At 51.0% G+C, this 11984-nt stretch carries 11 protein-coding genes; 7 read left to right on the forward strand and 4 right to left on the reverse strand.

Annotated features, from left to right (window positions below; all coding sequences use genetic code 11):
- Window positions 1-97 precede the first annotated feature (97 nt).
- Both AB7038_RS14030 and fbpC read left to right on the forward strand, forming a co-directional pair.
- Window positions 98-2176 (forward strand): ABC transporter permease, encoded by a 2079-nt coding sequence (locus AB7038_RS14030; protein ID WP_369453518.1) that lies wholly within the window; start codon window positions 98-100, stop codon window positions 2174-2176.
- Between the two features lie 16 nt (window positions 2177-2192).
- Window positions 2193-3242 carry a ferric ABC transporter ATP-binding protein gene (fbpC, locus tag AB7038_RS14035; RefSeq protein ID WP_025154039.1) on the forward strand — a complete coding sequence of 350 codons (1050 nt, stop codon included), beginning with the start codon at window positions 2193-2195 and terminating at the stop codon, window positions 3240-3242.
- Between the two features lie 71 nt (window positions 3243-3313).
- On the opposite strand, the gene AB7038_RS14040 is transcribed toward fbpC, so the two are convergent.
- Complete coding sequence (locus tag AB7038_RS14040) at window positions 3314-4930, reverse strand: amidohydrolase family protein (protein ID WP_369453519.1); 1617 nt, start codon at window positions 4928-4930, stop codon at window positions 3314-3316.
- Between the two features lie 206 nt (window positions 4931-5136).
- Here AB7038_RS14040 and AB7038_RS14045 point away from each other — a divergent pair, with 206 nt between their 5' ends.
- Window positions 5137-5619, forward strand: a complete 483-nt coding sequence (locus AB7038_RS14045) for a hypothetical protein (protein WP_369453520.1) — start codon at window positions 5137-5139, stop codon at window positions 5617-5619.
- Between the two features lie 17 nt (window positions 5620-5636).
- Here AB7038_RS14045 and AB7038_RS14050 read toward each other — a convergent pair whose 3' ends face one another.
- Complete coding sequence (locus AB7038_RS14050; protein WP_279796040.1) at window positions 5637-6665, reverse strand: AbrB family transcriptional regulator; 1029 nt, start codon at window positions 6663-6665, stop codon at window positions 5637-5639.
- 78 nt (window positions 6666-6743) lie between these two features.
- Between AB7038_RS14050 and AB7038_RS14055 the strand changes: the two genes are divergently transcribed.
- Window positions 6744-7157, forward strand: a complete 414-nt coding sequence (locus AB7038_RS14055; protein WP_368890038.1) for a GNAT family N-acetyltransferase — start codon at window positions 6744-6746, stop codon at window positions 7155-7157.
- On the opposite strand, the gene AB7038_RS14060 is transcribed toward AB7038_RS14055, so the two are convergent.
- Window positions 7158-7805, reverse strand: coding sequence for a TetR/AcrR family transcriptional regulator (locus tag AB7038_RS14060; RefSeq protein WP_368890039.1), 648 nt, complete (start codon window positions 7803-7805; stop codon window positions 7158-7160). It lies immediately after the preceding gene.
- A gap of 219 nt (window positions 7806-8024) precedes the next feature.
- Here AB7038_RS14060 and AB7038_RS14065 point away from each other — a divergent pair, with 219 nt between their 5' ends.
- Together AB7038_RS14065 and AB7038_RS14070 are read left to right on the forward strand one after the other, a co-directional pair.
- A complete protein-coding gene (locus AB7038_RS14065; RefSeq protein WP_369453521.1) occupies window positions 8025-9239 on the forward strand; it encodes a Tm-1-like ATP-binding domain-containing protein in 1215 nt (404 codons plus the stop codon).
- Window positions 9240-9250: 11 nt separating this feature from the next.
- Window positions 9251-10078 (forward strand): phosphoenolpyruvate hydrolase family protein, encoded by an 828-nt coding sequence (locus AB7038_RS14070; protein WP_072871975.1) that lies wholly within the window; start codon window positions 9251-9253, stop codon window positions 10076-10078.
- Window positions 10079-10247: 169 nt separating this feature from the next.
- Here AB7038_RS14070 and AB7038_RS14075 read toward each other — a convergent pair whose 3' ends face one another.
- Window positions 10248-10544: a class IIb bacteriocin, lactobin A/cerein 7B family gene (locus AB7038_RS14075; protein ID WP_368890041.1), complete on the reverse strand. Its 297-nt coding sequence runs from the start codon at window positions 10542-10544 to the stop codon at window positions 10248-10250.
- Window positions 10545-11067: 523 nt separating this feature from the next.
- On the opposite strand from AB7038_RS14075, the gene AB7038_RS14080 reads away from it, so the two are divergent.
- On the forward strand, window positions 11068-11984 hold a 917-nt coding region (locus tag AB7038_RS14080; RefSeq protein WP_369453522.1), incomplete at its 3' end, for an HlyD family secretion protein.

An 11984-nucleotide genomic window follows, 5' to 3' on the forward strand; every position in this document is an offset into this window, starting at 1 on the left:
CCGCGCGGTGTTCTGCCGCGCGGTTTTGTTTTTATTATAATAATTATATTGTCTTGTCTCATTCTCCTGAATGAAGACGGGCAAGGGAGATTCTTTAATGTCTGAAACCCTGACTCTGCCTTCAAAACAGGGACGGGATTCCATCTTCTTATGGCTGCTGATCGCGTGGCTGGGCTTTGCCCTGCTGCCGTCCTGGAGCCTGGATTATGGTTTAACCGACTCCACATCAGATGAAATTCTTGCCGCTTACGGCTGGCACGGACTGAATGTCAGCTGGCTCTGGTATCTGCTGCCGTCCGTGCTGTTTTTCCGCTCACTGACACCGGCATCCCGCCACCAGCGCGGACGCCACTATACCGATATTGCGGTTGCTGTTCTGACGGCGGTTGTGGCGGTTGTCAGCGCCGTATGGGGAGGAAAAGGTCTCGGCTATTCCGCCATTGTGCTGTTTATCTCGCTCGGCATGATTATGACCCTCGCCCTCAAGCGCCTGGAGTGGCTGGGCGGTGACCAGTTTGTTATCGGCTCACTGATTGCGGTGGTCGGGCTGATTACGTTGTTTATCGTATTCCCGAGTGTCGCGATTTTTATCCCGATGTTCACCGACAATAACGGGGATTTCGCGCCGTTCGCGTTTGTGTCGATTCTCACACAGTCCCATATTGTGCAGGTCATCTGGAACTCCGTGATGCTCTCACTGGCGGTGGGGGCGGGCTGTACCTTCTTCGGGCTGATTCTGGCGATTTATACCAGCCGTATCGCAAAACGCTCGGCAATTATCGGCCGCGTGTTCTCCATCCTGCCGATTGTCACCCCGCCGTTTATTGTCGGCCTGGGTGTCACCCTGATGATGGGGCGTTCCGGTTATGTGACCGAATTCCTCGCAACTTATGCGGGGCTGGAAAACACCAACTGGCTGTACGGTTTCACCGGGATCTGGCTGGCTCAGGTGCTCGCCTTTACGCCGATGTCCTTTATGATCCTCGACGGTGCCATCAAAACCATTCACCCGTCACTGGAAGAAGCATCTTACACCCTGCGCGCCAACCGTTTTCAGACGTTCTTCAACGTCTTTATGCCGCTGCTGAAACCGGCGCTGGCTAACGCCTTCCTGATTGTGATTGTGCAATCCCTGGCAGACTTCAGTAACCCGCTGGTTCTCGGCGGTAACTTTGACGTGCTTGCCACCCAGATTTACTTCTATATCACCGGTTCCCAGCTTGATTATCAGGCCGCCAGTACCCTCGGTGCCTCCCTGCTGGTCTTCTCGCTGCTGGTCTTCTGCGTGCAGTATATGTGGATCGGTAAACGCTCTTATGTCACGGTGTCCGGTAAATCGTACCGCGGTGATGTGCAGCCGCTGCCTGCCGCACTGGTTGCGTTTGTCACCACGTTCCTCGCTATCTGGGTTGTCTTCAACCTGGTGCTGTACGGCAGCATCTTCTACGGCAGCTTTACCGTGAACTGGGGCGTGGATTACACCTTAACCCTGGACAACTTTATCAAGCTGTTCGGCCAGGGTATGAATGACGGCGCATGGCCTTCACTGCTCGACACCCTGCTCTACGCCGGGATCGCCGCACCAATCACCGCCGTGCTCGGCCTGCTGATCGCCTACATTGTGGTGCGTCAGGAATTCCGTGGTAAAAAGACCATCGAATTTACCACCATGCTCTGCTTCGCGGTGCCGGGAACGGTGGCGGGTGTGTCTTACATCCTCGCCTTTAACGATTCCCCGTTCTATTTAACCGGAACCGCAGCAATCGTGATTATCTCCATGACGATGCGAAATGTGCCGGTCGGGATCCGCGCCGGTATCGCCGGTCTGGGGCAAATCGACAAATCCCTGGATGAGGCATCACTCAGTCTGCGCGCCGGTTCGATGCGGACCATCTTCCACATCCTGCTGCCGCTGCTGCGTCCGGCGATTCTGTCAGCACTGATTTACAGCTTTGTCCGCGCCATCACCACGGTCAGTGCCATTGTGTTCCTCGTGACACCGGACACCCGTGTGGCAACCGCCTATATTCTGAACCGCGTGGAAGACGGCGAGTACGGCGTGGCGATTGCCTATGGCTCAATCCTGATCGTCGTGATGCTGGCGATTATTTTCCTGTTCGACTTTTTGATTGGCGAAGCCCGTGTTTCACGTTCCAAAGCCAAAAATGCACAGTAATCATGGAGTAACCGACATGACACAACAAAGTTTTGTTGAATTAAAAAATGTGACTAAACGCTTTGGCACCAACACGGTCATCGACGATTTAAGTCTTTCTATTCCGGCGGGCAGCATGGTCACCCTGCTCGGCCCGTCCGGCTGCGGAAAAACCACCGTGCTGCGTCTGGTAGCGGGGCTGGAAAAACCGACCGAAGGTAAGATGTTCATTGACGGCGAAGATGTCACAGACCGTTCCATCCAGCAGCGTGATATCTGTATGGTGTTCCAGTCTTACGCGCTGTTCCCGCATATGTCCCTCGGCGATAACGTTGGTTACGGGCTGAAAATGCTGGGCCGCCCGAAAGCGGAAGTGAAAGAGCGGGTGGAGGAAGCGCTGGAACTGGTGGATCTGGCCGGATTCGCCGATCGCTTTGTCGATCAGATCTCCGGCGGACAGCAGCAGCGTGTTGCGCTGGCCCGTGCGCTGATCCTCAAGCCGAAAGTGCTGTTATTTGATGAGCCGCTGAGTAACCTCGACGCCAACCTGCGCCGCAGTATGCGGGAAAAAATCCGTGAATTGCAGCAGCAGTTTAATATCACCTCCCTGTATGTGACTCACGACCAGAGCGAGGCCTTTGCGGTCTCGGATATGGTGCTGGTGATGAACAAAGGGAAAATCATGCAACTGGGCTCGCCGCAGGAACTGTATCGTCAGCCTGCCTCAAAGTTTATGGCGAGCTTTATGGGTGATGCCAACATCTTCCCGGCGACACTGACCGGTGATGCCGTTGAGATTTTCAGCTACCGCCTGCCGCGTCCGCCGCAGTTCATCACGGACAAAAGCAGTGTTACTGTCGGTGTGCGTCCGGAAGCCATTACCCTGAGTTTGCAGGGCGATGAGAGCCAGCGCTGCACCGTGTCTCATGTGGCCTATATGGGGCCGCAGTATGAAGTGACTGTCGACTGGCACGGCCAGTCCATGCTGTTACAGATTAACGCCACACAATTGCAGCCGTCTGTCGGCGACAGTCTGTTCCTGCAAATCCACCCTTACGGCATGTTTATTCTGCCGGAAGAGCAGTAATTTTCCCCTGAAATGCAAAACCGCTTCCTCCCGGAAGCGGTTTTTTTGTGTTGCTCACACGGCACAGTCAATTATTTTTTATAGTTGTAACCGGCTGAGAAATTCTCACGCGCCTGCTCCTGAGCGGCATCAAAGAAGGTTGCCACCTCCTCTGCGGTCTGCTTCGGCAGCTTTTTCGCTGCTTTCTGAATACGGTGCAGTGCTTCTGTCGCATCAGAACGGATTTTATCGGTATTCTGTTGTGTCAGCTGACCAAAACGTTTTTTCACATCCCCGTTGACGATAACGGTATCCACCCCGGACGCGGTGGTTTGCAATACGACTGAGCCCGCCGGATAACTGGACGGCACAAAGGCTTCTTTCTGGGAAACGATAATAATATCCGCTTTTTTACCTTTGCTGATGGAGCCGATCTCTTTCTCCATACCCATCGCTTCCGCACTGCCGTGTGTCGCCCAGGTCAGCGCATCACGCACACTCAGGTCAATTTTGGTGGTGGTTTTACCGGTGCGGTTTGCTTCTGCTTCGTTGTCCATACAGCGCTGGAACTGAAGACCCAGACGCATCTGAGAGAACAGATCACCGGAGCCGACGCAGACAATGTCGCTGCTCAGGCCCGGTTTAAAGCCGTGATCAAGACTGGCGCGGAACGGCGGACGTCCCATCCCCATCTGCATTTCGGTTTCCGGCGCGATAGAGACTTTACCGCCGGTCTCTTTCAGGATCTTCCACTCGCTGTTATCCAGTGACGTGCAATGGATATGGAGATGACCGGGCTTAAGCAGATTATTGTGTTTCAGCTCATGCAGCCCTTTCAGCAGGATGGATTTTTCCGCCGCCCCGGTATGGGATGCGACAAAAATTCCCAGCTTATTCGCCAGTTCGATCTCTTTCGCGGTATCGGCAAACGGAATGGTGCCGAAATCACTCAGCAGAACCCCCATCTGATTCAGGCTGCGGTTGCTGTAGCCGTAATAGTGCTGATGAATATTCTTCATCACATCCAGACGCTGCTGATGGCTGCGGAAGCGGTTACTGCCTTTATAATCATAAGCCTGCATACCGTAGGCATAGATACTGCGGATCCCGGAAGCACGCAGGGATTCAATCGCTGCCGGGGCATGATCCGGTGAGTTCACACAGTCACAGCAGTCAAGAATGGTGGTCACCCCGGCATTCAGTGCCTCAACCGATCCCACCAGCGCCGCCATGCGGATATCCTCCGGCTCCATCACTGAACCGATTCCGTAAAACGTGGAACCGAGGAATCCGGCCAGTGACATATCTGCGGAGATCCCGCGCAGCAGTGACATCCAGGTATGACGGTGGCTGTCGATAATACCCGGCAGGATAATGCCGCCGTCCGCATCAATCAGTTCCGCATCCACCCCGGCAAATTTGGACACCGGGCCGATATCGACAATTTTATCGCCGTCAATCAGCACCGCACCGTCAGCAATATCACCATATTTTTCATCCATGGTGATCAGATAACCGTTATAAATCAGTTTGTTTTGTTTATCAGTTTTGATATAGCGTTTATTTTTATCATCGTCCCCCGCCAGCACGGCACTTCCGCCCGCTAATGCAGAGTGGCTGCCGAGCGCACCGGCCGCCAGCCCCATTGTGCCGAGACCAGCATTTTTCAGAAAAGATCGTCTTGACGGATCCTGCGCTTTTTCTGTCATTTGATTGTTACTCCTCACACGGTTAACAGACACTCATAAAATGTATTAATTAGTACATTTTCAAAAGTCTAACAAGAGTAATTCGTATTAACCAGTACATATTGTGTGATTTCCTGAATTGACAGATACCGGGCACAGTTTTTGTTGTGATCTTTTTTTATACTGACAAAATTATTTTTTGCATAAATATCAGGGAAGAAACCATAATGCGCCTGTCTCACCCATTTCTCAGGGGAACCGTTGTACTGCTGCTGTGCGGGATGTTAAGCGGCTGCGGGGTCTTTTATGGTGCCATGTGCGGCAGTATGGCCCTGTTTACGCCGTCAGAATCAGTGACAAAACTCCCGGCACCGGATGCGGTGGCCGGTCAGGCGTATGATCAAACGATTGAAATCGCCCGGAATACCGGGATGATCCCGTTTTACGTCAGTGAGAAACCGGACTGGATGACGGTCACACTGATGTCAAAAAATGAGGCCGGGGAATGGCTCCCGCTTATCACCGAAGAGGAGTGGCAGACACGGGTAATGAAAGCAGATGAACGTCCGCTGATCGCCGCCCGTTTGCAGGGAACGCCGCCAGAGCACGGCAACGTCCGGATAAACATCAAAGGCGCAGCCTACCGCACCATGTGCGGAAGTTCTGATCCGGTCTATTCCCTGCGGCTGACGGTGAAAAAAGCGGAGTAATTACTTACTACGCTTAATTATTTACTCCGCCGTTCCTGAATATACAGCACCACTGACGGCACGCTCTGAATAATCAGCATGCGGAGAATATGGTTAAGCATAACAAAACCCGCATCTATCCCCATCGCAATTGCAGCGAATGTCATCGCTTCCATGCTGCCCGGCGCCCAGGAAAGCAGCAGCATCGGGAAGGAAAAGCCGGTCAGGTGAGATGCTCCGAATGCAATCAGTGCAGTCAGCACAATATTGATCAGCACCACCTGCGCGGAAGTCACCATGTTGCGCAGCAGTGACCTCAGCGGAAACAGGACAAAATAGCTCCCGATATACATGCCGATCAGCGTCATACTGATATCATTCAGCGGCAGCGGGAAAACAATGTAAGTACTCACCACACTCTGAACAGCAATCGCTGTGCCCAGTGATGTCAGCATAAACGGTGCAGGGACATTGATTTTTTCCAGCGCTTTGCCGGATAAATACCCGCACACCGCAATCACCAGCAGCCACAGCACGGACACCAGGCTCTGCGGCGGAATATCCGCAGGCGGCGGGACAGGATGATCACTGCCGACCACCACGCCCGCCAGCATAATCAGAATAATCAGGCGGATAGTATGAGAAATCACCACCTTCTGCGGCGGTGTACCGGTGTGATCCATCAGCGCCAGAATCGCCGCCATTGCCCCCGGCACCGCCCCCAGCAGAGATTCCTGAACAGACCACCCCACCCGTTTGCGGAACCAGAGGAAACTGACGGTAAACTGCACCGCCAGACACGACACCATGGTAAGCATTATCAGCAGAAGATGATCAAACTGGCTGAGATCGACACGGGTAAACATCAGCCCGACGGATGTTCCGAGCACCATCTGAACAAAGGTTAATGTTCCCTTCGGAATGGTGAGCGAAATAGTGAAACGGTGCGCAATAATAATCAGAATAATGGGGCCGAACATCAGCGCCATCGGCACATTCAGGTACGCCAGCAGTAATCCGGCAGCGAAACAGGCCGAAATCCCCGCTGCTGTTTTGATAATATTCATATTGTTATAATGTCAGCCGGTTGCCGGAACAGAAAATCAGTCTATCACCGGAATCAATTAATTACAGGGGATATAATTATGCGGGTAACTTTCTCGCCATCAGAAGCGGAAATCAGTGTGGTGCAAAATGGTCTGCGCAGCCATAACACCGGTTTCTTCGATGAAAGCGAACATACTGAGCTGGCTGTTTTCCATGAGGTCAACGGTGAAATCAAAGCCGGACTGACCGGCGACATCATCGGTAACTGGCTGCGGATAAAATATTTATGGGTGGATAAATCCCTGCGCGGGCAGCGTATCGGTACGGCATTAATGCGTCAGGCGCAGGAAAGTGCGCGGGAGCATGGTGCAAAATTCGCCCAGGTGGATACCTTCAGTTTCCAGGCGCGCCCTTTTTATCTGAAAATGGGTTTTGAGGAAGTGCTGATACTGGAATCCTATCCCCGGACGCATGAGCGTATTTACTTCCGCAAGACGTTAGAACAGCCGTGATTACGGCTGTTCATCGTGTTCACGGCTGTCCGCCATGGCCTGATTCAGAATCGCTTTTGCCATCCATTGTGTAATATCAATGACTTCACCGTCATTCATCTTCCAGATATCCTTCATCACCAGGAACACTTCCGAGCCGTACACCAGCGAGAATGCACGGATCACTTTATCCAGTGTTTCCTGATCGACATGCGCCTTCAGCGGCTCGGTGACATTCGCCAGAATCGCCTTGCGGTGCCCTCTGACCAGTTTTTTCTCATCATTGGTCTGTGATTTGGCCGATGCAGAGCGATCCTGCGCCCACTGCTGCAATGACACATACAGTGCCGCACGCAGTGCGCCTTCGTGGCGGAACATCTGCGGATACGCGAAAGCCAGTAATTGTTCCATCCGGTCGCGGGTTTCCGGGCTGTCTGAGCGCCAGGTCAGAATCGGGCCGAGACTAGCATCCACAGTAGCGGCGATTAAATCACTTTGTGTCGGAAAATAGCGATAAGCCGTTGCCCGTGACACTCCGGCTTCCGCCGCCAGTTCAGAGACTGACGGCATCGCACCCTGCTCAAATAGTGCCAGCGCGGTATTGATCAGCAGATTAAATGTCCGCTTCCGTGTGCCGGAGTAAGGTGCCCCATCATCAGTACAGGCCATAACTGATTTTCCTTTAACGATTTTCTGTGAATTTTGCGCGGCTATCTTACACAACATCCCCGCCGGCAACACCCTTATGGTGTTTTTTTTATCAAAAAGCTGATTTAAAGATAGACAAATTGAGATACATGTCTCAAAATCCGCCAAACAAAATGATACTGCAGTCTCATTCTGGTTATGATGCGTTATCAGACATCCGATATCCCTTTGAGGTTAACCATGAACAGCAATAAAGGCGCTGTCTATATCGCCACAACGCTCGATACCAAAAGTGATGAGATTTTTTATGTCAGTGAGCTGATTCAGCGCACCGGCCTGGCTGTAAAGACTGTGGATTTAACCACAAAACCCGGTCAGCTGGCCCGGGAAGCGGATGTCTGCGCCCGCGACGTCGCCGCCTGTCACCCTGACGGCGAAAGCGCGGTTTTCTGCGGTGACCGCGGCCGTGCTATTGCGGCAATGGCTGTCGCCTTTGAGCGTTTCCTTGCAAAACAAAATGATATTGCAGCACTTCTCGGTTTGGGCGGATCCGGTGGAACGGCACTGATTACACCAGCAATGCAATCCCTGCCTGTCGGCATCCCTAAACTCATGGTTTCCACCATGGCCTCCGGTGATATTTCCGGCTATATCGGCGCAAGCGATATTGCCATGCTCTACTCTGTCACTGATGTCTCCGGCCTGAACCGAATTTCACGTAAAGTTCTCCGTAATGCGGCTAACCAGGTTGCCGGGGCGGTTTACTTCTGTCAGGAAGAGCAGGTTACTGATAAACCCGCCATTGCCCTGACTATGTTTGGTGTCACCACACCGTGTATCCAGCAAATCAGCAAAGAACTGGAAGCGGATTACGATTGTCTGGTCTTTCACGCGACCGGCAGCGGCGGTAAAGCCATGGAAAAACTGGCGGACGATCATCTGTTCGACAGTGTCCTTGACCTGACCACCACGGAAGTGTGTGATTATCTTTTCGGCGGCGTTCTGGCCTGTGATGAAGACCGTTTCGGTGCCATTGCCCGTTCACAGACACCGTATATCGGCTCCTGCGGTGCTCTGGATATGGTCAATTTCGGCCGCCCGTCCACCGTCCCGGAAAAATTCGCCGATCGTCAGTTTTATCACCACAACGCCCAGGTCACCCTGATGCGTACCACCCCGGAAGAAAATGCACAGATGGGACGCTGGATTGCGGAAAAACTCAACCAGTGTCACGGCGATGTTATTTTTATCATTCCGGAAGGCGGTTTCTCCGCCCTCGATGCTGAAGGTATGCCGTTCCGGTCACCGGATGCGGACCGCGCCTTTATTGAGGCGTTCGAAACTTATTATAAACAGACAGAAAAACGTATTTTACGCAAATGCCCGTATCACATTAATGACCCGGAATTTACCCGTTTTGTCATTAACCAACACCAGCAATTACGGGCGAAATAAGGAGACACAAGATGCCACTTTCCCGTGACGCATTACTGAAAAAATTCAATGACATGATTTCACGCGGTGAGCCGATTATCGGCGGCGGTGCCGGTACCGGTCTGTCAGCAAAATGTGAGGAAGCCGGCGGTATCGATCTCATCGTTATCTATAACTCCGGCCGTTACCGCATGGCAGGACGCGGCTCACTGGCCGGTCTGCTGGCTTACGGTAATGCCAATGAAATCGTCATGGATATGGCAAAAGAAGTGTTGCCGGTCGTGAAACATACGCCGGTTCTGGCGGGTGTCAACGGAACGGATCCGTTCTGTCAGTTTGATAAATTCCTCGACGATATCAAAGCCACCGGGTTTTCCGGCGTACAGAACTTCCCGACGGTCGGCCTGATCGACGGTAAATTCCGCGCCAATCTGGAAGAAACCGGCATGGGTTATGCGCTGGAAGTGGAAATGATCCGCAAGGCACGTGAAAAGGATCTGCTGACCACACCATATGTTTTCAGCCGTGAAGATGCCATTGCCATGACCGAAGCCGGTGCGGATATCCTCGTGCCGCATATGGGCCTGACCACCGGCGGTAATATCGGGGCGGAAACCGCCACCACGCTGGATGACTGTGTTGAGATGATCAATGACTGGGCGAAAGCGGCTAAAGCAATCCGTCCGGACATTATTGTATTGTGTCACGGCGGCCCTATCGCGACCCCGGAAGATGCACAATACATTTTAGATCGCTGCCCGGACTGCCACGGTTTTTACGGAGCCAGTTCCATGGAGCGTTTACCGACAGAAGTGGCATTAAAAGCCACCACAGAAGCGTTTAAAAATATAACAAGATAATTAAATTATTTATTTTTTAAGTCAACACCGGGTGCCTGCAATATATATTGCAGGCATTTTTTTAATATCAAAAATCCGCCCTCATGAGTCAGCGGATTGATATCCAATAAGATTCAGATTTATTACGGGTAAATATCCCTTTTAACATCCATAATAATACTGAATTTAATTATGCGCGGCCTTTCTGTGCTTTAATGCTTTTTGCATTATCAACAATGCTGGTCACGCCAAAACCGATACCCGCTGTTGCCAGGACCGGGCTCAGGCCGACAGCCGCACCGATACCGCCACCCAGCATTGCACCGGATGCTTTGAAATTAGTCTGATAACCGCCGGCAGCACAACCTGCATCAACGATACCGCCGATAGTTGTCCCCATTGCAGCACCGATACCACCGAATACCAGACCCAGACCTAATAAACCACCATTAACTTCATTCATTTCCTGAACTGTTAATTCTTTCATTGTTTATTCCTTTATTTTTCCGAAGGGAATGTTGTCCTTTACTGCTTTTTTCATGACTGAAAAGGGCAGTTTTAATTACAGAAAATTAACCTGCATTCCTGTAATCGCTGCTGAGTATATACCTATTTGTATTTTAAAAAAAAGTGCAATCATTACTTTTCAAGTTATTTAATCTTCATACTTATGTATTTTTACGAAGGATACGATAATACTCCCCTTTTGTTCACGCAGGAAATTACGGAAAGAATAAGTAGTAATGACAATATGTTACCTTGTTTTTCTTATTTTATATCTGCAATATTAAAATACACCTTTATTTAAAAGTAAAAATAATGTCACAAATACCTTCCCTGCGAAAATTCTGATAATAACCGGTAAAGTCCCTCTTACTCTGCTTATTGGCAATAAATAGGTATAATTTCGGATACGCTAACCGCTGTCCCGCGATTAGAATTGCTGTTTGAACAAAACATACCTCAGTAATTTTATTTACTCTCCGTATGATTAAGGATTGGAGTCCATATTGTTCCGGCAGGAAGCGCTCGATAACAGAAAAATGAAATGGCGGGGCAAAGCATTATTGCTGCCCGGAATTCCGTTATGGATAATTATGACGGCATGTTCCGTATTCCTGATTGTTTTTCTTATTTTTATTATTTTCGGATCTTACACCCGTCAGGTTAATGCCACAGGTGAAGTGACCACCTATCCGCGTGCTGTCACTATTTATGCGAATGCCCAGGGATTTGTCACAAAACAATATATCCGTGAAGGCCAGCATATTAAAAAAGGCGATCCGATCTATGTTATTGATGTCAGCAAAACAACCTCCAGCGGCGTGGTGAGTGATAATCAGCGCCGTGAAATTGAAAATCAGCTTTTGCGTATTGATAGTATGATTTCCCGCCTGGAGGATAATAAGCACGATACCCTCGATGCCCTCGAAAAACAAAAATCCCTTTATATTGATGCCTATAAGCGCTCTGAAGGCATTGTAAAACGTGCCGAAGAAGGGATAGCCATTATGAAACAGAATATGGAGAGTTACCGGGGCTATCAGAAACAGGGATTAATTAATAAAGATCAGCTGCTTAATCAGGTGGTGACTTATTATTCCCAGCAGAACAGCCTGCTGAACTTAAGCGGACAAAATGAGCAGAATGCGCTGCAGATTACCGCGCTGGAGAGCCAGATCCTAACTCAGGCCGCTGAGTTTGATAACCGGATTTATCAGATGGAACTGCAGCGCTATGAGTTGCAGAAAGAAATGGTGAATACGGATGTCGGCGGCGAGATTATTGTCCGCGCCCTGACAGACGGCCGGGTGGATTCCCTCGGCGTAACCGTCGGTCAGATGGTCAACCCGGGCGATACCCTGCTGCAGATCCTGCCGGAAAATATCCGTCAGTACTTGCTGGTGCTCTGGGTGCCCAATGATGC

It is taken from the genome of Morganella morganii, from assembly GCF_041099235.1.
Taxonomy (GTDB): Bacteria; Pseudomonadota; Gammaproteobacteria; order Enterobacterales; family Enterobacteriaceae; genus Morganella; species Morganella morganii_E.

What these genes read in the sequence shown, in the direction of transcription:
- fbpC (WP_025154039.1), top strand. Translation starts at nt 2,193, where the DNA reads ATGACACAACAAAGTTTTGTTGAATTAAAAAATGTGACTAAACGCTTT.
- AB7038_RS14045 (WP_369453520.1), top strand. Translation starts at nt 5,137, where the DNA reads ATGCGCCTGTCTCACCCATTTCTCAGGGGAACCGTTGTACTGCTGCTG.
- AB7038_RS14040 (WP_369453519.1), bottom strand. Translation starts at nt 4,930, where the DNA reads ATGACAGAAAAAGCGCAGGATCCGTCAAGACGATCTTTTCTGAAAAAT.
- AB7038_RS14060 (WP_368890039.1), bottom strand. Translation starts at nt 7,805, where the DNA reads ATGGCCTGTACTGATGATGGGGCACCTTACTCCGGCACACGGAAGCGG.
- AB7038_RS14030 (WP_369453518.1), top strand. Translation starts at nt 98, where the DNA reads ATGTCTGAAACCCTGACTCTGCCTTCAAAACAGGGACGGGATTCCATC.
- AB7038_RS14050 (WP_279796040.1), bottom strand. Translation starts at nt 6,665, where the DNA reads ATGAATATTATCAAAACAGCAGCGGGGATTTCGGCCTGTTTCGCTGCC.
- AB7038_RS14070 (WP_072871975.1), top strand. Translation starts at nt 9,251, where the DNA reads ATGCCACTTTCCCGTGACGCATTACTGAAAAAATTCAATGACATGATT.
- AB7038_RS14065 (WP_369453521.1), top strand. Translation starts at nt 8,025, where the DNA reads ATGAACAGCAATAAAGGCGCTGTCTATATCGCCACAACGCTCGATACC.
- AB7038_RS14055 (WP_368890038.1), top strand. Translation starts at nt 6,744, where the DNA reads ATGCGGGTAACTTTCTCGCCATCAGAAGCGGAAATCAGTGTGGTGCAA.
- AB7038_RS14075 (WP_368890041.1), bottom strand. Translation starts at nt 10,544, where the DNA reads ATGAAAGAATTAACAGTTCAGGAAATGAATGAAGTTAATGGTGGTTTA.